At 36.5% G+C, this 22,336-nt stretch carries 20 protein-coding genes; 7 read left to right on the top strand and 13 right to left on the bottom strand.

Going from position 1 to position 22,336, the window contains the following annotated elements; all coding sequences use genetic code 11:
- The first annotated feature begins 320 nt into the window (after nucleotides 1–320).
- Nucleotides 321–911, top strand: coding sequence for a GNAT family N-acetyltransferase (locus V179_RS0102505; RefSeq protein ID WP_235178929.1), 591 nt, complete (start codon nucleotides 321–323; stop codon nucleotides 909–911).
- Between the two features lie 193 nt (nucleotides 912–1,104).
- Entirely contained in the window at nucleotides 1,105–2,376 is a 1,272-nt protein-coding gene (locus V179_RS0102500) for a methyl-accepting chemotaxis protein (protein WP_152534690.1), read from the top strand.
- Nucleotides 2,377–2,563: 187 nt separating this feature from the next.
- Here the strand turns inward: V179_RS0102500 and V179_RS0102495 are convergent, their stop codons facing one another.
- From V179_RS0102495 to glsA, 4 genes are all read right to left on the bottom strand, one after another.
- Nucleotides 2,564–4,519, bottom strand: coding sequence for a TRAP transporter permease (locus V179_RS0102495; RefSeq protein ID WP_028390124.1), 1,956 nt, complete (start codon nucleotides 4,517–4,519; stop codon nucleotides 2,564–2,566).
- Nucleotides 4,503–5,039 (bottom strand): DUF1850 domain-containing protein, encoded by a 537-nt coding sequence (locus V179_RS0102490; RefSeq protein WP_028390123.1) that lies wholly within the window; start codon nucleotides 5,037–5,039, stop codon nucleotides 4,503–4,505. The genes V179_RS0102495 and V179_RS0102490 overlap by 17 nt, the downstream gene beginning before the upstream one ends.
- A gap of 261 nt (nucleotides 5,040–5,300) precedes the next feature.
- On the bottom strand, nucleotides 5,301–6,314 hold the full coding sequence (locus tag V179_RS0102485; protein ID WP_028390122.1) for a TAXI family TRAP transporter solute-binding subunit: 1,014 nt from the start codon (nucleotides 6,312–6,314) through the stop codon (nucleotides 5,301–5,303).
- A 400-nt stretch (nucleotides 6,315–6,714) separates the two neighbouring features.
- Entirely contained in the window at nucleotides 6,715–7,650 is a 936-nt protein-coding gene (gene glsA / locus V179_RS0102480) for a glutaminase A (RefSeq protein WP_028390121.1), read from the bottom strand.
- Between the two features lie 150 nt (nucleotides 7,651–7,800).
- Between glsA and V179_RS0102475 the strand changes: the two genes are divergently transcribed.
- Nucleotides 7,801–8,652, top strand: coding sequence for a metallophosphoesterase (locus V179_RS0102475; protein ID WP_028390120.1), 852 nt, complete (start codon nucleotides 7,801–7,803; stop codon nucleotides 8,650–8,652).
- A 358-nt stretch (nucleotides 8,653–9,010) separates the two neighbouring features.
- On the top strand, nucleotides 9,011–9,259 hold the full coding sequence (locus V179_RS0102470; RefSeq protein WP_028390119.1) for a hypothetical protein: 249 nt from the start codon (nucleotides 9,011–9,013) through the stop codon (nucleotides 9,257–9,259).
- Between the two features lie 283 nt (nucleotides 9,260–9,542).
- On the opposite strand, the gene V179_RS31255 is transcribed toward V179_RS0102470, so the two are convergent.
- From V179_RS31255 to V179_RS0102440, 6 genes are all read right to left on the bottom strand, one after another.
- On the bottom strand, nucleotides 9,543–9,710 hold the full coding sequence (locus tag V179_RS31255; RefSeq protein WP_182503543.1) for a hypothetical protein: 168 nt from the start codon (nucleotides 9,708–9,710) through the stop codon (nucleotides 9,543–9,545).
- Nucleotides 9,711–9,848: 138 nt separating this feature from the next.
- Complete coding sequence (locus V179_RS0102460; protein ID WP_235178927.1) at nucleotides 9,849–10,034, bottom strand: hypothetical protein; 186 nt, start codon at nucleotides 10,032–10,034, stop codon at nucleotides 9,849–9,851.
- Between the two features lie 196 nt (nucleotides 10,035–10,230).
- On the bottom strand, nucleotides 10,231–11,619 hold the full coding sequence (locus V179_RS0102455) for an amino acid permease (protein WP_028390117.1): 1,389 nt from the start codon (nucleotides 11,617–11,619) through the stop codon (nucleotides 10,231–10,233).
- A 344-nt stretch (nucleotides 11,620–11,963) separates the two neighbouring features.
- Nucleotides 11,964–12,167 (bottom strand): twin-arginine translocase TatA/TatE family subunit, encoded by a 204-nt coding sequence (gene tatA / locus V179_RS0102450; protein ID WP_028390116.1) that lies wholly within the window; start codon nucleotides 12,165–12,167, stop codon nucleotides 11,964–11,966.
- A 15-nt stretch (nucleotides 12,168–12,182) separates the two neighbouring features.
- Nucleotides 12,183–13,895 carry a GMC family oxidoreductase gene (locus tag V179_RS0102445; protein ID WP_028390115.1) on the bottom strand — a complete coding sequence of 571 codons (1,713 nt, stop codon included), beginning with the start codon at nucleotides 13,893–13,895 and terminating at the stop codon, nucleotides 12,183–12,185.
- 43 nt (nucleotides 13,896–13,938) lie between these two features.
- Nucleotides 13,939–14,730: a gluconate 2-dehydrogenase subunit 3 family protein gene (locus V179_RS0102440; protein WP_028390114.1), complete on the bottom strand. Its 792-nt coding sequence runs from the start codon at nucleotides 14,728–14,730 to the stop codon at nucleotides 13,939–13,941.
- Between the two features lie 304 nt (nucleotides 14,731–15,034).
- Between V179_RS0102440 and V179_RS0102435 the strand changes: the two genes are divergently transcribed.
- Nucleotides 15,035–15,571 (top strand): ribonuclease H-like YkuK family protein, encoded by a 537-nt coding sequence (locus V179_RS0102435; RefSeq protein ID WP_028390113.1) that lies wholly within the window; start codon nucleotides 15,035–15,037, stop codon nucleotides 15,569–15,571.
- Nucleotides 15,572–16,013: 442 nt separating this feature from the next.
- Nucleotides 16,014–16,397 carry an SLAP domain-containing protein gene (locus V179_RS0102430; RefSeq protein WP_028390112.1) on the top strand — a complete coding sequence of 128 codons (384 nt, stop codon included), beginning with the start codon at nucleotides 16,014–16,016 and terminating at the stop codon, nucleotides 16,395–16,397.
- Nucleotides 16,398–16,785: 388 nt separating this feature from the next.
- Here the strand turns inward: V179_RS0102430 and V179_RS0102425 are convergent, their stop codons facing one another.
- Both V179_RS0102425 and V179_RS0102420 read right to left on the bottom strand, forming a co-directional pair.
- Nucleotides 16,786–18,051 (bottom strand): erythromycin esterase family protein, encoded by a 1,266-nt coding sequence (locus tag V179_RS0102425; protein WP_028390111.1) that lies wholly within the window; start codon nucleotides 18,049–18,051, stop codon nucleotides 16,786–16,788.
- 324 nt (nucleotides 18,052–18,375) lie between these two features.
- Entirely contained in the window at nucleotides 18,376–19,263 is an 888-nt protein-coding gene (locus V179_RS0102420) for a helix-turn-helix transcriptional regulator (RefSeq protein ID WP_028390110.1), read from the bottom strand.
- A 418-nt stretch (nucleotides 19,264–19,681) separates the two neighbouring features.
- Between V179_RS0102420 and putP the strand changes: the two genes are divergently transcribed.
- On the top strand, nucleotides 19,682–21,157 hold the full coding sequence (gene putP / locus V179_RS0102415; RefSeq protein ID WP_028390109.1) for a sodium/proline symporter PutP: 1,476 nt from the start codon (nucleotides 19,682–19,684) through the stop codon (nucleotides 21,155–21,157).
- A 98-nt stretch (nucleotides 21,158–21,255) separates the two neighbouring features.
- On the opposite strand, the gene V179_RS0102410 is transcribed toward putP, so the two are convergent.
- On the bottom strand, nucleotides 21,256–22,209 hold the full coding sequence (locus tag V179_RS0102410; protein WP_028390108.1) for a DMT family transporter: 954 nt from the start codon (nucleotides 22,207–22,209) through the stop codon (nucleotides 21,256–21,258).
- Between the last annotated feature and the right edge of the window lie 127 nt (nucleotides 22,210–22,336).

Raw genomic sequence — 22,336 nt, 5'->3', positions numbered from 1 at the left:
AAATTTTGCAGACAGATAAAATTCCTTCACAGTTACAACTTTTTTATTATCGCCTTGTCTCTTCAGTTAATAATGCATAGACACAAGGTTAATACGGTATCTCGCAACTCACCTCTTCTACCCTTCCTCTTGAACACATACTAAAAAATTGCTGAAATGTGGCGCTTTTTTTGTTGTTTAATGAAAAGCTTTACAAGATAAGCTTAAAATTTTTCATAAAATGTCGAATAATAACATATAGGCCAAATAGCATAGAATTTGTTTTTTTTATTAATACATCTACATAAATCGTAGATTAGAACACTGGAGGAGTACAGATCTTGAATGCAGTAAAAGAAAAAAGCAACATGATGTACAAAAAAGTTAGCACAGAAGAGGAGCTTGCAACATTTCATCGCATTAAGAAAGTGTCATGGGATGAGAAGGGATTCGAGATGGAATATGCGAAAAATGGTTCTGATTTATTTTTATTTGTAAGTGAAGACGGACATTATGGCGGGACATATGAAATCACACCTTACGGAATTTGGACAAACCCTTTTATGAAGAACTTATTTGAAGATGTTGTAACTAATGATATGAAGGTCATGGAAGTTGATAGTTTTGCCGTTTTACCTGAATATCGTGGAAAGCTTGGCAGAAGTGCGATTTGTCTAATGATTGATTATGCAGAAAAAAATGGCTACACACACGCAATTGGAATTGCTGATCCTAAGGTTTTTCGTTCATTTAATGATTCATACCATATCTCATCTATAAAGGTAAAAGATGATGTTTTTTACAAAGGTGCTTATGCAGTGCCCACGCTTTTTCATCTAAAGGAAGTTTATGAAAATAAGCATCTTGAAAAATATGCTTGGATTACAACTTTAATTGAACAGAAAGAAGGGGATTTAGTTGGAGAATATTAATTTGTTAGTAAGAAGAAACAACTGGGTCGTTCTAGTTTTTGCGGGCGTCATTACGAGCGTTCAGTTATTAAACCTCATCCTTGGTATTCCATTTTCCTTTGTCGCGACAGTTCTTGGTATCATCTATGGTTTATTAGCCCCGTTTGCCTATTTATCAAATCGACCACGATGGAAAGAAAAACTGTCTGGATTCATGAAATATTTTAATTTAATTGTAATTGGAGCTTTCATGTTCACGGTAATCAGTATTGATCCACATATGATCAATATTATGAGTACTTACTTTTATGTTGCCGTTATGGGCATTTATCAGGACAAAATTATTAACGGATTGACCATTTTAATCACTTTAGCAATCGTATCGTATTACTTTTTTACACAAGGTGATGTCATTTTTCATTCAACGAATCCTGTTGATTTAATGTATTTCTTACTCACCTTTTGTTTTGTATCATTAGCTTCTATATTGCAAGCATATTTCAATAATAAATTACAAAAAGAGGTTGTCGTTCAAAAATTAGAAGCGATTGAATCTCAAGAGAAATTACAACAAATGTTAAATGGCATCACTCATTCGCTAGCATCTGTAAAAGAGTATCAAGTCGGATTGAATCAAGCAACGGATGTTGCAAATACACGTGGCTTAGAAATCGTTGCCTTATTAGATGAAATGCTTCAAACCTTTGATGCTCAAACGGAAAAGTCTAAAGAATTAAACAATGGTATGGAGTCCACAAATAATCAAGTAGACGATATGACCAACTCCATTACAGAAATGCACAATTATGTAGAGTCAACGAAAATGGCAACGCATGAAAGTGGGAAACGTATTGAAATATTGGAAAATGACTTAGTTACTTTCAATCGTGATATTCAAAGTACAATTCATCTCATGCAGGAATTGAATGAAGAAACTGAATCAATTGAAAAAATCATTCAGACAATTTCTGACATATCAAAACAGACAAACCTGCTAGCTTTAAACGCATCGATAGAAGCAGCAAGAGCAGGCGAACATGGAAAAGGATTTGCTGTTGTAGCTGAAGAGGTTAGAAAATTAGCAGAATCCTCTAAAGTATCATCCGACTCTATTTCCGAATTATTATCCGGAATCCATTCAAAAATGAATACAGCTGCAAACACCATTTCTCAATCGCAAAAATCCATCGAGAAAAACACTGTTGGAATGGTTGAAGTAAAAGATATTTTTTCAAATGTGGATTCATATATGCAAAATATTTCCAACCAAACAAAAGATCTGCAAGATTTTATTTTAGATGTACGAAGCATGATGCAAGAGGTTGGTGCAGGAGTAGAAATAAACTTGAATACAACAGAAATTAATAAAGAAAGTCTTGATGACACACTCAAGCTTGTATCCAATCAACAAGAAGAGATTCAAAGTATGTCTGATGGATTTGTAAGGCTTGAACAAGAAATATCTGTGTTATTGGATAAGAAATAATAGTCCAGTCCCCTTACCAAAGATATCAAATCTTCTTTTTATAGAATACGCTTGGATTACATAAATCCAAGCGTATTTTCAATAACTATAAGTGGTTTATCTATTTCCACGATGTTCACATGCTGCCTGTTACAAAAAGAAAAGATAAAGTAGTTTAAGGATATTATTTAAGATCCTTCTTAATGTCTTAAGCTGTTAGAGGCTTTGATTTGTTATTTTCTTTAAAAACAAATTGTAAAGTTACGACGACGACAAACATAACTAATCCAATAATATCAGATACCCCTTCTGGATAGATTAAGAGGATTCCTCCGAATAATGCAAGAATTCTTTCATACCATAATAATTTTCTAAACCAATGTCCGATCACTCCTGCGCCAATTGCCGTCATACCGGCTAATGCTGTGAATACTACCCAAATCAGGTAATACCAAGTTGTATCAATCATTAAGAGTTCAGGTGACAGAACGAACATATAAGGGATGATAAATGCCGCAATAGCCAGCTTAGACGAGCTGACCCCAGTTTTTATTGGATCTCCTCCCGATACGCCTGCAGCAGCAAATGCAGCGAGCGCAACTGGTGGAGTAATGTCTGCAATAATCCCGAAGTAAAATACGAATAAGTGAGCAGGCAAATCAGGCACACCTAATAAAATAATGGCTGGTGCTGCAATTGTTGAAGTAATAACATAATTTGCAGTTGTAGGTGAACCCATTCCTAAGACAAGAGCAGCGAGCATTGTAAGCATTAATGTAGGAATAATTGCCCCGCCTGCTAGATCGAGCAGTCCGTTTGCAAGTTTAAGCCCCAGCCCTGTCTTTGTCACAACTCCAACGATAATTCCCGCTGCAGCAGTAGCCGCGGCTACCCCAAGTGCCGTCCGAGCCCCATCGACAAGAGCTTCAATTGCATCTTTAACGCTAATCCTCGTTTCTTTTCGAATCGCACTGACACCCACAGTAATAACAATTGACCATAATGCAGCTCGAATGACGCTCATTCCGCTCATAAGAAGAACGATTACTGCTAAGATGGGTAATAGCAAGTAAATTTTACTTAACACTTCTTTTCTGTTTGGCATTTCTTCATCCGTTAAACCCCTGAGACCAAGTCTCTTCGCTTCAAAGTGTGTCATAATCCAAATACCAGTAAAATAAAGCAATGCTGGAATAGCCGCTGCCTTAGCAATTTCCCAATAAGTAATTCCGCCAATAAACTCTACCATTAAGAACGCTGCTGCCCCCATTACCGGAGGCATTAGCTGACCGCCTGTTGAAGCAGCAGCCTCAACCCCTCCAGCAAATTCTTTCTTATATCCAAGCTTTTTCATCATCGGAATGGTGAATGAACCTGATGTAACAACGTTGGCTACAGAGCTGCCACTAATTGTTCCCTGTAGAGCACTTGAAAAAATCGCAACTTTTGCAGGTCCCCCAATTCTTTTTCCAGCAATTGAAAGAGCCAGATCATTAAAATATTGTCCGACTCCAGTTTTCACAAGAAAGGCCCCAAACAAGAGGAATAGAAAAATAAACGTAGAAGATACACCTAAAGGGGTACCGAGGATCCCTTCAGTTGTATAAAACATCGTTTGGACAAGACGTTGTAAATCTAGCCCGCGGTGGGCCAAAAATCCCGGCATGTAAGGACCATATATTGCATAGGCTAAAAACAAAGTAGCAATGATCGTAATCGGCAAACCTACCGCACGGCGAGTGGCTTCCAATACGAGGATAATGGCTGCTAATCCGATATAAAAATCAAGATCTGTCAAACGACCAACCCTCATAACAAGATCATCAATCATTAGCGGCCAATAAGCGCCCACCACAACTGCAGTGAGAGCCAAAATATAATCAAACCATGCTGGCCTATGTTTTACTCCCCGGTCTTTTTTTCTAGCCGGGAATAATAAGAAAATCAGTGCCAACGCAAACCCTAAATGAATCGAACGCTGCAGCTGAGCGGTAAGCATTCCGAATACACCCGTGTAGAGCTGGAATAACGAAAAGGATAGCAATCCTAAAAAAACAACCCAGCCTAAAACTCCTTTTAACTTCCTCGTTCCTGCCTCAGGGTCATATTTTTCAAGTAATGCTTGTTGTTGTTCTTGAGATAATGATTCATGACTGCTGCTCAAGGATGTTCACTCCTTTCAATTGCTGTAAAAGATTCAGTTTCTCTATTTTTATACGAACCCAAGTCCCCGGTTGGATTGATTTGGCAAGCGGATACTCATTATTTTTATAGATAACTGTATGATTAGCCTTTACTTGACCAGTCCTAAGATCAAAAGAAGGAAAAACACGGTTCATATTTTTAATAAAATATTTACCGTCTATTTGTTCAAAAACCTCTCCTTTTGACGCGTTTTCTGGCATTCCAATCGCAAAATCTTCATACATAAGCTCATACTGTTGAATATAGCCTTGTTTAGTTACTTGATAACTCTCCACTACATCAGATAAATGAATGGAATGTGTATATTTAATCTTAAATTTATCTTCCTTAGAAAAAGGGATATAAGCCAGTATTCTTCCCGTATCTTGAAATTCAAAAACGAGTCCTTGCCTTATTGGAATGAATAATATAATTGCGATGACTGTTAGGATAAAGAGCAGCGGAAAAACTTTTTTTCTATTTGAATTTCTTTTTTTCATAAAGACCCCGCCTGAATAATAAAAATATTAAACGTACAACAGAAATCGGATTTTATTTTTGTTCCTGTTCTCCTCAAAAAGATAATGTGACCGGCGATCATAACCTATATTTGGCTAAACCACCGGTCAACCTTTGCTGTGGAAAAGAGCGGGGCTTCGCCAATTCAGCTTTGCACCGCCACCTTTATCAGGTAATCCAATTTTTAATCTTTTTCATCGTTTTAGTTGGGATCAGTTGCTCATGGCTGTTTATTAAAACGATTACTGAGCTTTAATCCCTTTTTCATCAAAATATTTCTGTGCACCAGGGTGAACATCAATTCCCACACCTTTTAAAGCATTTTCAGCTTTAATTAATTTCCCTTTTGCATGTGTAACTTTATCCATGTTTTCAAATAAAGCCTTGGTAATATCGTAAACAACTTCATCAGAAAGGTCATTTGAAACAACAAGCATGGCCTGTACCGCAACAGTTGAGACAGCATCAGCCAATTTATATGTTCCAGCTGGAATTTCTTCTTTGATATAGTAAGGATATTTTTCAATTAAAGCATCGATTTTATCTTGTGCAATCGGAACAATAACGACATCTTCAGTAGCTGAAAGACCTTCAACTGCACCTGTTGGCGTCCCAGCAGTTACGAATGCTGCATCAATTGTTCCATCTTGAATACCAGTTGTAGACTCGTCAAATGATAAATCTTGTTTCTTAATATCATCGAAAGTCATTCCGTGGACTTCAAGAATTTGTGCTGCATTTGGGTTCGTACCTGATCCAGGGGCCCCTACAGATACTTTTTTCCCTTTTAAATCTTCCACAGATTTAATTCCTGATTTAGCTGTTGTAACGATTTGAATGGTTTCGGGATAAAGTGTGCCAATTGCACTTACGTTATCAATCTTATCCCCTTCAAACATTAATGTTCCTTCTTTTGCATAGGAAGCAATATCTGTCTGAGAAAATGCAATTTCGGCATCCCCAGCTTTTAAAGTTGTCATGTTTTCAGCAGATGCACCAGACGTTTCCGCGTTTGATTTAATACCTGTTTCCTCTGTTATAATTCCAGCGAAAGCTCCACCTAGCGGGAAATATGTACCACCAGTACCACCTGTTAGAATGCTAATGTATTCAGGTTTTTTAGCACCGCTCTCTCCTCCATTGTTACCTTCAGAATTATTACCGTCTACCTCTTTCGTACTTCCACCACATGCAGCTAGAATTATAGAAAGCGCTAACATTAAAACTGTTACGAGAAGAAAACTTTTCTTTTTCACCTTATTTCCCCCTTTAATATGTAATATTCCCAAATTTTATACTAACATAAATTTTATCAAAATTGTTAATATTTTTACTATTTATCTTGTATTTTCCAAAACGGCATTAACCGCCCCTCTACTCGATACTACTTCGTGAGTTATTGAAAAATCTAATAGAATACAATACCTAGTGAAATATGGATAGAATCCTTTATATAATAAGATAGCTTGTTAGTTTCAACAATTTCATGCACTGTAATAGAGTAGTAAATGCCTACCTTTTCCACAAAAAAAGAGAAATAAGACTTTATCCCATTTCTCCAAAAAGCTTCATGTTTATTTTTAAAAATCAAATGTTTACTTTTTCTATTGGTCATATTCTTTAATCTGCATCAAAGCTATTTGTTGCTAACCTGTTTTAAAACATGCTCAACTTATAATTCTTAGATAACAGTTCCAATAACTTTATACCTGCAATACTGTTACCTTTTTCGTCTAGAGCAGGGCCGAAAATTCCAATGCCGAATTTCCCCGGCACCGCACCCATAATCCCACCGGATACGCCGCTTTTTGCGGGAATGCCAATTTTAATGGCAAATTCTCCAGAAGCATTATACATTCCACATGTCACCATAAATGTTTTACAAATACGAGCGATATCTGCAGGGATGATTTGTTTACCACTTTGAGGATCGATTCCATCCATTGCAAACACCAAACCGATTCGAGCCAAGTTCAAACAATTCATTTCTATGGCACATTGCATTGTATATAATTCCATTAGTTGTTCTATATCTGTATTCTCGGCTATCATTTTATGCTGCTTTAAAAAATAACATAGCGCCCGGTTTAAATAAGACGTTTCAAATTCAGAACGTGCTACTTCCTCACAATACCGAATGGTTGCATCCTTCGTCAGTTCCTGAACAAAAACTAAAAGTCTTTGAATTCGCTCTTTTACTGTATCTCCATTAATCATATGGGTCACAACAAGGGCACCCGCATTGATCAGAGGATTTAATGGTTTGGTCGGAGCCATTGTTTCTAATTTCACGATCGAATTAAAAGGATCTCCAGTTGGCTCCATGCCCACATGCTTAAAAACATCATCCTGTCCTCTATCCATCAAAACAAGGGCCAAACTAATCACTTTTGAGATACTTTGCAGTGTAATCTTTTTTTCGATATCTCCTGCTGATAGACAGCGCCCGTCAGGATAATGAATAGCAATAGACAAATCATCTTCCCTAGCTTTACCAAGTGCGGGAATATAGTCTGCTACTTTCCCGTTTTTTGTACAGTTTCTTGCTTCTTCCACTAATGCCTTTAATTCATCACTAGATTGACATGGCATATTCATCACCCATAGTAGTATATGCCAAATACTTTTAACCTATCCAACTCATTTATATAGTAATCCCTTCCATGGGATTTATGCCATCTATTACTTGCAAAGATGACAGTATTATTCATGTATAATCGATTGAAGAAGGGGTGATTGAATTTGAAAATATTATTCTTTGTCGTATTAGCCATATTTCTTCTTTATTTAATAAAAAAAGCCTATAAAAACACGAAGGATATCGTGATGAATAAAGTTAAAATTCATAAAGAATCAGCCAATGGACAACATCCAACATTAAATATTCTGCAACTTTCCGATTTACATCTCGAAAATATATCGATTTCCCCATTTGAACTCTATGAAAAACTAAAAGATGAGCCAATAGACTTGATTGCACTTACTGGAGATTTCCTCGACCGTAAACGTACCATTCCTAAGTTAGTCCCTTATTTAAACATATTGAATAAATTAAATGCAAAATATGGCATCTATGCCGTTTTGGGAAACCATGATTATCTTTTACGTACTCAAAACCTACAAGTATTAATCGATACACTTACTGAAAATAACTGCAAAGTTTTACAAAACGAAAGCGACATGATTTTTGTTCAAGGAAAACCAGTTAATATTATTGGGATTGATGATTTTAGTACAAAACGAAGCAAGCTTGAAGCTTCTTACAAAGGCATTGAAACTGGAACAAATTTAGTATTAACCCATGATCCAAATATTGTTCTACACATGAAAAATTACCATTTTGACTATCTGCTCGCTGGACATTTCCACGGCGGACAAATCTGTTATCCAAAAGCGTATCACCTCGTAAAAATGGGCAAGCTTGTAAGAATGAATATGATAAAAGGATTCCATACGCATGATGGTAAGCCTTTCTATATTAATGAAGGGCTTGGTCAAACAGGTGTTAACATCCGTGTTGGAAGCCGACCTGAAATTACTCTTCACGAATTATCCTTAGCCGCTGGTAAAACTGAAGTAGATACAGCCATATAAGGAGGGTGTCTCAAAAGGGTCTGACCTCGCACTTTAAATCAGTATAGTGTTTCAACCACTTTTCTTATACTGCATTTAGCTGCGTGGTATGACTTTTTTAGGACACCCTTTTGTAGATCTAACTAAACATATTATTTAATAGGGTAACAAATTATTTCGGAAAATTCAGGACTATTTATACCCTCCTAGATGTGGTGATTTTATTCAGTTTTTTTAAAGTAACAATAATTGTATGTTCAATTTAAGACTAAGAAATTGTTCAAGGTACATATTAAGATTGATTATTTCACCTAATAATACGGAGGTTAATTCAATGAAAAATAAATAGCAAATCTCTATTTTGTCAGGTGTGCTATCGGTGAGTCTTCTATCAGCATGTAATCTTGGTAATAATGAGGTGAATGATCAAGATGATGGAGTAAATTATCGACCAGTTCGTTATGAAAAAGACAATAATGATGTTCTTGATAATCGAACTCCTTTAACTCCTGGTAGAGACTTTGATCCAACTGATGTAAGGTTTGATAGGGACAATAACTTTGGCATAAATAACAACAGAGATACAGATATAGATCTAGAGCCATCTGAAGAAAGAAAAGGTTATTAAACAGATTCGCGTTAGTAGACGAAGCCCTAACTGGACTCCGTCTACTAGTTTTTTGATGTAACATCAATTGCTGATCTGTACTTTGTTTATATAAACAATTATTACTTCTCGGTACTTACAAATACTACAGAAATCTAAAGTGTAATTTAATGAGCTTCGAGAAAAGGGAAAACAGTACTAAACCGTATCCAGTGGTCCGAAATAAGACCGTCTCTTGACGGTGCTATTTATACTTGTTTTTCATTTGTCAACCAAATATTCCGACGGATTTAGTAAAAAGAATTCATCTTGATGTAACATCTTTAACTGTATCAGAAATACGGTCAACGACTGCTTTTCCAACATCTTCAACCGTATCAATTGCATTTTTTGCTACATCGCTTACTGTTTCAACGCCACTTTTTACACTGTTTCGTCCTTGGTCAATAGCAGATTTATTTTGTTCAGTCATTCGTTATTCCTCCTTAAAATCAAATTCAATCTTAGTATAAGATCATGTCATTTATTTATTCATACATTTGAGGAGCAACACGTATTCAATTAAATGACTAGCAAAATATGAATAACTGTGGCGATATTTTAAATAGCTTTAAAATGTTTCGTTATTTTCCCAAGATTCAACGGTTAAATAGGCGTTATGAGGATCCATGCCTTTCCATATTAAATAGGTCATTGCAGCAACTTCTTGTAATGCATGCTCATATGAAATTGCTTTTGCTTCTTTTAAGCCATATTTACCAAAAGGATCAATGGTACTTAATACTTGATGTTTCAAATGAGGGTATAAAGTTTGTTTAATTACTTGCCCTGCCCATATCTCTGACTGAGGATATAGTGGAAACTGGCTGACATATTGCGGTTGATTATAAGGAATATGATAAGAATTGAAATAAAAGCAGATGGCACAGCGCGAAGTTTTTAATAGCTTCGCACTACCATCTGCTTTTATTTAACACAGAACTCAAACATTCTTATGCAGAAATATCATCATCCGGATTACCCTCTAATGGTACTCGCTTATCCATTCTTAACACGTAATAACTTACTGCGACAATAGCGAGGAAAATGACTCCCACAATAAGAGATATTCGAGTACCAGGGTTAAACCACATACCAACTAACACCATCAGTAAAAAGGCAATTGTTGCATAGTTGCTGTATGGGGCAAAAGGCATTTTGAAAGGATGGTTGCCCATTTCTGTAGCTCTTACCTTTCTGAATCTAAGCTCACTAATTAGTATGACAAACCATGGAATCATTCCAGGTAAAACACTAGCACTGTAAACATAAAGGAATAGTTGTGGCGGTGCAAGGAAGTTCAAGACAACACCAATGGCTAAACCTAGAAGGACAGCGATCGTACAATATGCTGGCACTCCATTTTTTGATACTTTTGCAAAGATTTTCGGAGCTTGACCGTTCAATGCTAAAGTGTAAAGCATACGCCCTGCACTAAAAATCCCACTGTTACATCCAGACATCGCTGCTGTAATGACGACAAAGTTAATAATACCTGCTGCTGCTGTAATACCGATTTTAGCAAAAGTTGAAACAAATGGACTACCGATGTCATCTAATCGATCCCACGGATAGACCGTTACAATGACAAAAATTGCGCCAATATAAAAGATTAATATACGCCAAATGATCGTTTGAATCGCTTTGGTCACAGTCTTCGTTGGATCTTTCGCTTCACCAGCAGTAATTCCGATAAGTTCAACGCCTTGATAAGATGCTATGACAAGGGAAAGCGCAAAGAAGAATCCTGAAAAGCCCCCTGTGAAGAAGCCGCCATTTGCCCAAAGGTTTGATAAGCCAATTGCATCGCCTCCATTTCCTAATCCGAAAAAGATAAGGCCAATACCAGCAATAATCATCAGCACAATTGTAATAATTTTAATAAGTGCAAACCAAAATTCAAATTCCCCGAAAGATTTTACAGAGATGAGGTTTGCAGCTCCAAGAATAAGCATGGCGATCACACCTGGGATCCACGCTGGTAGATCTGGGAACCAATACTTCATATACATTCCAACGGCAATGATTTCGGACATACCGACAATTACCCATTGAAACCAATTACTCCACGCAGTCATATAACCCGCTAAAGGATGAATATAGTTACTTGCAAAGGTTGCAAATGATCCCGTAGTAGGCTCTAGATAAAGCATTTCACCCATAGAGCGCATAATGAAAAAAATAAATATTCCACAGACAGCATAAGCAAGCATAACAGATGGTCCAGTCCATTTAATAGTACTAGCTGAGCCCATAAATAACCCAACGCCAATAGTACCGCCCAATGCAATCATCTGAATATGCCGTGCCTCTAGCCCTCTCTTTAATTCTTTATTTGCCAAAATTAACTCCTCCAATTGCCTATATTACCTAATTCAGACCTTTATAGACACTATCTATCTAATCCAATACTTTTTCTTATATCATAATAATATGTTCTCTGTAAAAACACAATTGTATTTTTAGAAAAACACATACCAACATTAGCATATCAATCATTTCCATGAATTATTTTTTCGTTCCCAGGAAAAATTTAATATTTTAATAAAACAAGGGTCAGAAATCACATCCTCTATATATCGCTTTAAACGGATATATAGAATGTGATTCTGACCCTGTTTTGACATAAGACTATGCTTCAATGTTGATTAAAGCAAATCAAGCAAATCAACAAAATCATAAATACTCATTTCTTTACTAAATCAGACGCCTTATCGGCCTCAGCTACCTTATCTAATTCATCACTCACGATATCTTGGGCAGATTTTTTAAACTCAGATAAGGTTTTTCCAAAGGCAGAACCAACTTCAGGCAGTTTTTTCGGACCAAAAATTATCAGTGTAATGATAAGAATTATGATTAAACCTGGAATTCCGATATTTTGTAACATACTCCATGCCCCTTTCTAAACAAGCTGGCCTCCATTTTTACTATATTTCACAATCCCTTCTGCTGCACGATAAGCGAGCGCTCCAAGCGTTCCCGTAGGATTGTAGCCGCTATTATGTGGAAAGGCAGAGGCACCGACGACAAATACATTATCAGCATCCCACATTTGCGAATAATTATTCACCGCTGATATATTTGGGTCATCTCCCATTATGACACCACCCACATTATGAGTCGTCTGGTATGGCACAATATTGTAGTCCACTAATTTCCCAATATTCATAACGGTATCCGCGCCCATTTCCTTCATGATCTTTTCACTTTGCTTAGTTAAATATTCATGTAACTTCCGATCTTGATCAGTAAAATTATAAGTCATTCTTAATAACGGTACTCCATATGCATCTTTAAAGGTAGGATCTAAATCAAGATAGTTGTCCCGGTGAGGCAAAGATGCGCCTTGGAACCCAGCATTAATGGTCCGAGTATAATATTTAATCGATTTTTCTTTGAACTCTTTTCCCCATAATGGTGTTCCAGGAGGGACGGGATTACTTGCAATTGGACGATATCCTGATTGACTAACGACCAATGTACCTCCATGAATAAAATCAAGATTACTATGATCAAAGTTATCGCCATTAAAATCATCAACGACTTGACCAAGAGCTCCAGCACCCATATAAGAATTAAATCGTTCCTTTTCAAAGAAACCGGTACTGCCAGGAGTTAACTGATAGGAGTAATTTTTTCCAATCACACCTTTGCCGGTTTTTGGATCATATGGTTTTCCAAGTTTCGATACGAGTAACAACTTTGCGTTATTCATGACATAGCTTGTTAAAACAACGACATCAGCGGGCTGGATGAATTCTTCGCCTTGTAAGGTGTCTATATACTTGACTCCTGTTGCCTTACCGCCTTCGTGAATGATTTCAATCACATTGGCGTGTGTTCTCAACTCGAATTTACCTGTTTTCATAGCCGTTGGAATAACTGTTATATTTGGAGAAGTTTTTGCTCCATATTCACATCCAAATCGCTCACAAAAGGCACAATATTGACAAGCATTAAGTTTTTCTCCATCAGGATTCGTATACGCCTCAGACAAATTTGCAGATGGTAAAGAAAACGGGTGTAAATTGAGCTTTTTTGCCGCGTCTCTAAATTTATTTGTTATGACCGTATTTTTCATTGGCGGTGTAGGATAATCACTGCTCCGTTTGCCACCAAGCGGATTTGGTTCACCTGAAATTCCACATGTTTTTTCAAACGTATCATAGTATGGCTCTAACTCATCATAGGTAATGCCCCAATCCTGGAGCAAATAATCATCTTTAATTTTCGACTTCCCATACTTTTCGATTGTTTTTGTTTTAATTTCAAAATCGTATGGAAGGAAGCGGAAAGTATGACCATTCCAGTGGACACCTGAACCACCTACGCTAGAACCGAGGAGGAAAGAACCTAATTGCCTCATTGGTAACGCTCTTTGATCTAGTTTGTTGCGAAATGTGATGGTCTCTTTTGACACATCTTGCATTAAATCATAGCGGATGGCATATCTTAATTCATCATGGATCATGGAGAAATCTTCTGTATTGCGATTCCCGCCTCGTTCTAAGCCAACTACGTTTAATCCATTTTTCGCACATTCGGCCGCGATAATTCCTCCAGCCCAACCAACTCCGACTGTTAATACATCGACTTTAGGTAATGTTTTAGCCACTTTTTACTTCCTCTCTGTCTTAAAATATGTATGTCTCATTCACTTATTTTTTTGGTGAAGCAATATGAGAATGTAGACTGCTCGGTTCAATTTCGAGAAATTCCTTTGATTCAATTTGTGCCAAATAACTCATCTGATTGCCAGGAAACCCTTTCATTTTCCAGCCCGCCATGTCACGATTACCACCATATAATGGATCAGCATAAACTCCTTCTAATACCGACATGCGCAGCAAAGTAAAGAAATCATTTGAGCTTACACCTTTCATTTTTACCTTTCCTTTTTCAAAAGCAGCCAATATATCATCTTGTTGGTGCTCGTTTAACTCTGTGAATTTCTTCTTAAAATTCTCCTTGCTAACCGACTGTATTCTAGCAATTCCTTGACTAATGATTTCATTTCTTTTTAAATGCGACTGGAAACCTTGCGTTTCTATACCAGGATAAAATGGCCCCAACATATAGTCTCGCGCATTATTTCCCCAAGCTCCTGCTAATTGATGATCGATATAAAAAGGAACATCTAAATCAATCGCACCTGGTCCAAGGTCATCCGCCGGAAAAATTCGTTCAGAGGCTTGAGCAAGAACTTTAAAATCCTCTTGCTTATTGAAGAACATAAGTGCTTGATTATAGCGTTCTACATCGGCTTTTTGGACACCTTCATTTTTAGTCTTACTTATTTCTGGAGATGGAGATGGAGCTGTCGGCATAAACATTTGAGAAATTGAAGCACCCAAAATCCCACCACCAATAGCTCCGCCAGCAACATAGCCTCCTTTACGAATAAATTGCCTGCGGGTCATCGCATCTTTTCTTTCATCTTTTTCACTCATGGAATATCCCCCTTCTGCCTTTAATTGATGTATTTGGAAATTATTATGTTCATTTAGTTTAAAAATAAACATTCGGCATCTGGAATTTTTACAAAAACCACTAAAATAAGACAAAAACCACCCCAGGAGAAGATGGTTTTAAATAGATATAACTTTTTTAGATTTTATGAAGAATTTAGAATGGGGCATAAAAAATAAAATATCACCACAAATGCCTGACACGACAATCCAGTTTTTTCATAAAATACAAATAAGAACAAATTTCCATATTCATGAATTGAGGAGAAAGTTGTGATATTAAGATATGAGAAACGATTTGGATAATCAGTACCTATTTCAAAATCTACAGGAAAGTTGGATGTCCTTTGACCAGGTTTTTGAACATATTGTAAAATTCATGAAATCTAAACCTTGCAGTCACTTTCGATTAATGGTAGGAACAGATTCTCAAGTTCACCAAACACATACGACCTTTATAACAGGAATTGTCATATTTAATGAAGGAAATGGTGTATGGGCTTGTATAAGAAAAGTTATAATTCCTAGGAGAATGTTGCATTTGCATGAGCGAATTTCCAATGAATTATCTCTATCCGAAGAAATTGTTGCTTTATTTACGGAGGAAAGAAAAAATCAGTTAATCGACATCGTTCTACCTTACCTTTATCAGGGAGCCACATTTACAATGGAAGGCCATATTGATATTGGCGCTGGAAAAAAGAATAAAACGAGTGAATTTGTCAATGAAATGGTAGCAAGAATGGAAGCCATGGGTGTAGAACCGAAAATTAAACCGAATGCATTCGTGGCATCTAGCTATGCAAACCGTTACACCAAATAGAAGATTCGGCTGAAAGCGATCTTGTGTAATAAGCCAAAATAATTATTATGTTATTACGAATTGAAAAAAGTACGAATTATGTATAATTTATTCCTATCGGCAAAGTGCTGGTCGCACCCTGCCCTCTACACCAGTCAATAAATTAAACAGCAAGTCGCTCCCCGAAGCCCGATTCCAACTAAAGAACTGTTAATTCTGAATGGTACAGAGGCTATGGGCTATTTTATTATTTTCATTCCCTCCTTTATTGTACATATATAGAAGCAAATTTTATTTAGAATGATCCCCTATCTACTCTACCGATTTCTTCGATTTATTCCTCTTCGAGTACCTTATAAATGTCTCCCGTTTGAACTAAATCACCAAATATCAAACAAGCAATAATGTACCTGTTTTTTTTATATGTTAAAATAAAGGTATTTTAAAAGGTAGGTGGCACTAGATGCAAAAACTTCAGTATGAATCATCTTGGGATAAAACCTTATCCAATAAAGATCGTAAAATCATTAAAGAAATTTTTTTAGAAACTAGTTTGCCGAAACAAAGTCGTTTTCAATTCACCTCTTTATGGCAAGCAATGAATCATAAAGGTGAATTATTAGTTACCGTGCTTGTCCATAATTTCAGTCACCAAGTATGTTCATTTATTAACAAAAATCTGCGGTATATTGAAAAGAATGAAATCATTGCAGAGCATACTTTCACTCTCCCTTCACTATCCGTTCAGCCGGAAACGAGTATGCCGTGGACGTTCATTTTTCCTATTGAAAGTTTGATGAGTCATGGATCATTAGAAAATGGGCATTTAGAATATTTAAATGATTAAATTCAATTTGTCTGCTCTGATTGTAGTCTTAATAGGAGTCGCAAAACGAAGGGTCTGACCTTTTTGGTTTTGCGACATCTCCGTAATGGATTATATAGATCTGTAAAGAAATTCTCCCTCAACTCCAATTAAAAATAAGAGGGCTTGACATAGAGCTGCATTATCAGAAATGGTCGTAGAGACAGATATAAAAATGAGCTTCCTCCTCTTTTTTATCCCTATTTAGTACCATAGTTCCACAATGCCCCAAGTGCAAAGCATATCGGTTTTTAATTTGGATAGAATGAGTTAGTAAGTTAGTAATATACGAAGTTGCGGGATGGACTTACACACCAGAGACGCAATTTGCCGTGAGAAGTAGTCAGTAAAGTAACTTTATTAAATATTGCTATTCTATTACATTTGTTGGTGTTGCTACTTTTACAATAATAATACCGTCATATGCTTCATTGGGCGTCATTTCAATCGTGTAAAACGTCTTTAAAAACTTATACCACGCTCGGAAATCATCCCCAATATTCGGCATCTTCTGCTCCCTCGTGATGATATCCAATAACTCATCCGACTCACTCGCTTTTCCAAAATCAACATAGAAAATATTTGACTCCACTTTACTGAATGCATCAACTAAATCATTGTGATTCTCCAGTGTATGAATCTGCCTTTCACCAGAGCCTCCATTTTTCGCCTGAAACTCGCTGATGATAAAATCAGTACCAATTGCAAAGTACTCTTCACCATATAACTCATCTAAATAATTCCCCATCGATTTGTAGCCAGCTAACGATGCAGATGTTTTTTCAATATGCCCATTATGTCCGGTGATGAATATTTTATCGTGACCTCGTGTTGCTTCAAATTCAACAATCCATTGTAAATTGTCCGCCAAATATTGATCACGAAGTTTCATATAATCTCCTTCATTTAAAAATAACTGAGTACGCTGTTTCATGATTTTTGCATATTGTAAAGCAAAGGCATAGGAATCAGTAGACGTTTGTTCCACGTAAGTCACTTCATTTGATTGCAAGTCTAAAATGATATTTTCTATTGTTTCATCGATTTCATTCAATTGCTCCGTCGTTAACTTACGCATTTTATTAGTTGAAGCGTGTTCCAGCTGTGATGCATATTTTTTTACTACATCTGCGTTAACAACTTTATAATAGTCAAGCACGCCTTTTTTACTGTAGTCATAGCGTTGCATATCGTTTCCATAAAAATAAACTTTCTCGTCCTCGCTTACCGTCGTGTTATAATCATGCATCCATTGAACAAGATCAACCATTTGTTCTGTCTTATAAATACTATAATCAAGGGTATTCACTGCCTCTTCTGCTGTACCATTTCCGTTTAAAATGAACTGATTAATTCGTTGTCCACCTCCAAAATCACCTTCTAAGACAAAAACTCTTAATCTTTCATTTTTTACCAATACTTTAAAAACATCTTTTTTCAACTCTTGGAATTCAATGTTTCCATGTGTTGCCTCCCCCAAACCGATTATCTTCACATTATCTGGTATATCAATTTGTTCAACGGTTGAAGTGTATTGATCTGTTTCTTCAACTACTTTAGCACTCCCGCAACCTGCTAATAAAACCAAAAGAGAAACTACTGTAAATAATAAAGAACTCTTTGTAGAAAAAATCATTTTATATCCCCTCATTTACTTTGAATTTATAAGACATTTTCGCTGAAGAAAAATTTTTACTGAATATGCCTTTTTACTAAAACGAACTGAATAATGGGATACGCAATACATAAAGCTATGAACAGCGTATAGTTCTCACCTTTGCTTATCGTTCTTATTTCAAATACATATGTCTATAAAAACAAAGAATACAATATTAAATAAACAAAATGCTAAAAAGAGAATATTTTTTGATTCATCAAATAATTCTAACTATTAAATAGGGATTGAGACTATTTTTTTACTTCCCAGATGCAGCTTTCAATTTATTTTCCACCCTTTCATTTACTCACACTCTTCAAAAGATAAGTTTGAAGGTTCGTCTAAGAGGTCAATCGCTATTTCAATATTAGTCGTCGGTGTAGTATGATCAACCTCCTCAAATTTAAGTTTATCAATCCAAACTTGCCCATTCCCTGAAAGAAGAACACCAAAGGAAATGACTGCACTGTTTTCAGGTATATCTAAAACGATATAATAATGATTCCATTCCGTATCTCCTACAATTGGCCGGTCACCCATATTATCAAATTGCAATACATCATGAAGTGCATCATCTACTCGCATCCAAAACCCACAGAATCCATCAACATTTTTTGATTTTATAAATCCAGATAGTTTTAATCGTTTGCCAAGATACTTATCTGCTTTAAATTCTTGCATCATTGTTGCAAACTCGCCTTGAGATTGTACAGTAACAGATTTTAAAAATCCAGATGCTTTCCCTTTATGAAAGATTTCTCGGTCAATTCCCATCTTATAATTAAATGGGTGACTGCCACTTAAGCGCCATCCTTTCAATAACTGTTCATTTTTCAACATGATTTCCTCCCTTTGTAGCGTTAATTTACCCATGATTTTACGATATTGTCCTGGCGGTAATTGATAATATTTCTTAAATGAACGAGTAAAAGATTCTTGTGTTTCAAAGCGATAATAGAAAGCAATTTCAATTATTTTTTCATCCGTATAGAGAAGCATGTTAGCTGAATTCGCAATTCTTCTATAACGAATATATTCAGATGCGGTAACGCCAACCTCTTTTTGAAAAATACGATGATAGTGATACTTTGAAAAACCAGCAATCTGAGCAATGCTTTCTAACGATAATTCTTTATCTAAGTTAGACTCTATATATTCAATGGTTTTTTGGATGATAGGACTGTAGCTCATTCTATGAACCTCCCTTACAAATAAGATAACAGAAAAAACTATGATTTTTTTGACATATATTGCTTTTTTGTCTCGTGAAAAAATAGTAATCTACTTAACAAGTAATAACACAAAGAAAATTAAAAGAGCTTAACGATATAAAAAAGAACCGTTATTTTTATTAAAATTATGAATAATGATAACTACATACAGATTCTCTAAAATGAAAACAACAAATAAAGGTAGGTAGGAAATTTACACAATTATTTGTATATCATGGAAAATGATCGTTGGATTTGAGCAATTACTATTTACTGAGTCCCCCGTCTTCTCAAAGAGTAATTGAATTTAACGAAGTATACCCGTATTATAAAATATAGAAAAATCTAAGTAGTAACAATTATGTTATGAAAATACTTAGTGAAAAGGAGGATTTATTATGTCCAATGAAATGTACCAATTAACAGCGATTATTATTTACATGGCTGCTATGGTTTTCATCGGTTGGTATGCATTTAAACGTACATCTAACCTAACAGACTATATGCTTGGCGGACGTTCTCTTGGACCCATGGTTACGGCTCTCAGTGCTGGCGCTGCCGATATGTCGGGTTGGTTACTAATGGGTCTTCCGGGTGCAATCTATTTGAGCGGCCTTGTTGAAGCTTGGATAGCAATCGGGCTGACGGTCGGTGCGTATTTGAACTATGTACTCGTTGCCCCACGTCTTCGCGCCTATACGCAAGTGTCGAATGATTCCATTACGATTCCAAGTTACTTGGAAAGTCGTCTGAAAGATAAATCGCGTCTATTACGGATTGCTTCAGCTATCATTATTCTTATTTTCTTTACTTTCTACGTATCTTCCGGAATGGTTGCAGGAGGGAAGTTTTTCCTTAGCTCATTCGGACTTGACTACCACGTTGGTCTTTTGATCGTATCTGCCGTCGTTATTTTCTATACGTTGTTTGGTGGATTTTTAGCGGTTAGCTATACAGACGTTGTTCAAGGACTTATTATGTTTTTTGCACTTATACTTATCCCAATAGTTGGGTTATTTTTTACAGGTGGACTCTCAGAAACAGCAACGAGCATCAGAGAGGTTAATCCGCAATTATTGAACTTCGTGTCAGGCGCTTCCTTCCTCGGAATTTTGTCAGCGGTCGCATGGGGGCTTGGCTATTTTGGTCAACCACATATTATTGTCCGTTTTATGGCAATCAGTTCGGTTAAAGAAGTGAAAAACGCCCGTCGTATCGGAATCGCCTGGATGTTCCTCAGCCTTTTTGGTGCTGTTGCAACAGCACTTATCGGGGTTGCTTATTATCAGCAGCATAACGCTACACTTGCTGATCCGGAAACCGTGTTTATTGTTCTCGGACAAATCATCTTCCACCCGTTCATTGCGGGAATTATGCTTGCAGCGGTCCTTGCAGCAGTTATGAGTACAATTTCTTCACAGCTGATTGTCACGTCATCAGCACTAATTGAAGACTTGTATAAAGCGGTGATCAAGACAGATGCAACAGATAAACAATACGTATTTTTAGGAAGAATGGCTGTCCTTGTCGTATCGATTATTGCAGGGGCGCTCGCTTGGCCAAATGACGAATCCATTTTGAAAATCGTATCGTTCGCATGGGCAGGGTTCGGTGCTTCATTCGGCCCAGTCATCTTACTTTCTCTATACTGGCGGAAGATTTCAACTATAGGTGCCCTTTGGGGAATGGTTGCAGGTGCGATCACCGTTATGATTTGGGGAAATGTTGCTTCATTAACTAATACGATTTATGAAATTGTTCCAGGTTTCATCATCTGTTGGATCGTTACATACTTTGTAAGTCTTGCGACGTATCGACCAAATGCTGAAATTGATAAGGAATTCGGAGAAGCACTTGAACTTTTAAAAAAATGATCCTTAAAAAAGCCTGCAGATTGCTGCAGGCTTTTTTGAGTATAGACACATCATCTTGCATAGAGATAGTGTCTTCAATGTCTTTTATCAGGTACTAATCAACACTTTGAATTTTTTACGTTTCCTGAAACGAGAATAGAACCTGAAAGTACAATTAACGCACCAATAACAAATTGCAAAGTAATAGGGGTACCAATAAATAAGATTTCCGTTATTATAGCCCAAAAAACATAAGTATTGTTAAGCGATTGCCCCCTAGCAGCACCGATTAAATTAATTGACGTGTAGTATAAAGAATAATTGGCAAAACCTAATAAACCCGCTATGACAATTAGCCATACGATGTTAGATGATGCTGCCTGAAATGCTAAAGGATATCCTTGAATAAATGGTACAATTAATATTCCATAACAAAGTGCAGAGGTCATCTGTCTTATATTAATTGCATATAAAGGAATGACTTCTTTTCCTTTCATTCCCCAAGCACCGATCACCCCTTCAAGTCCCCAAAATACGGCAGCACCTAATGAAAACAATATTCCAATAAAAAAATGACTATTGACGTTAAACTTCGATGGCACATAGGCTAATATTATTACTCCGATGATACTTAAAAGAACGCCTAACCACGTTCTTTTGTTCATTTTTTCCTTCAAAAAAGAGAAAGCAAGCACAGCACCTATCCCAGGGAATATCGAAGCAATGCTTGCCGCATAAGTTGCACCTACAGATTGAATACCAAGAAAATAAAAGGTCATTGCCAAAGGACCACCGGACAATGCTCCCAATATTAAAATTGCTCCGCTCTTTGTTTTAAACAACTTTAATACATTAATAAATTCACCTTTTACAATCATAAATAAGGATACCCATAGAGCAGAGAAAAAATCATGCATAAAAGCGGCTATAATGGGAGCAAGGCCAACAGCCTGTTTAAAAGGTGTACTAGCTATTATTATGCCAATAATCACCGTATCTACTCCCCAAGCAACAGCTGAAGTAGCCCCTAGGGTTACACCCATTCTAGATTTCTTACTACTTTTTACATTCATCAACTCTACCTCTTTTCCAAGGATCATTTCACCAGAAGGTTCCTTGTATGCTGAATAGTAAGGATAGGAAAAAATGAATATGATACCTTGCCACGCTCCACTAGAAAATGTGAACTAGCGCATACAC

It is taken from the genome of Bacillus cihuensis (assembly GCF_000504145.1).
Classification (GTDB): Bacteria; Bacillota; Bacilli; order Bacillales; family DSM-1321; genus Peribacillus; species Peribacillus huizhouensis.
The sequence above is the reverse complement of the archived record's forward strand: the minus strand, read 5'-3'. Positions and strand labels throughout refer to the sequence as shown.

Bases quoted from the DNA above. Each gene is read 5' to 3' on its own strand.
- V179_RS0102500 (WP_152534690.1), top strand. From the start codon at position 1,105: ATGAAATATTTTAATTTAATTGTAATTGGAGCTTTCATGTTCACGGTA.
- V179_RS0102490 (WP_028390123.1), bottom strand. From the start codon at position 5,039: ATGAAAAAAAGAAATTCAAATAGAAAAAAAGTTTTTCCGCTGCTCTTT.
- glsA (WP_028390121.1), bottom strand. From the start codon at position 7,650: ATGCCATGTCAATCTAGTGATGAATTAAAGGCATTAGTGGAAGAAGCA.
- V179_RS31255 (WP_182503543.1), bottom strand. From the start codon at position 9,710: ATGACTGAACAAAATAAATCTGCTATTGACCAAGGACGAAACAGTGTA.
- tatA (WP_028390116.1), bottom strand. From the start codon at position 12,167: ATGTTACAAAATATCGGAATTCCAGGTTTAATCATAATTCTTATCATT.
- V179_RS0102440 (WP_028390114.1), bottom strand. From the start codon at position 14,730: ATGAGTGAAAAAGATGAAAGAAAAGATGCGATGACCCGCAGGCAATTT.
- V179_RS0102435 (WP_028390113.1), top strand. From the start codon at position 15,035: ATGAGAAACGATTTGGATAATCAGTACCTATTTCAAAATCTACAGGAA.
- V179_RS0102430 (WP_028390112.1), top strand. From the start codon at position 16,014: ATGCAAAAACTTCAGTATGAATCATCTTGGGATAAAACCTTATCCAAT.
- V179_RS0102425 (WP_028390111.1), bottom strand. From the start codon at position 18,051: ATGATTTTTTCTACAAAGAGTTCTTTATTATTTACAGTAGTTTCTCTT.
- V179_RS0102420 (WP_028390110.1), bottom strand. From the start codon at position 19,263: ATGAGCTACAGTCCTATCATCCAAAAAACCATTGAATATATAGAGTCT.
- putP (WP_028390109.1), top strand. From the start codon at position 19,682: ATGTCCAATGAAATGTACCAATTAACAGCGATTATTATTTACATGGCT.
- V179_RS0102410 (WP_028390108.1), bottom strand. From the start codon at position 22,209: ATGAATGTAAAAAGTAGTAAGAAATCTAGAATGGGTGTAACCCTAGGG.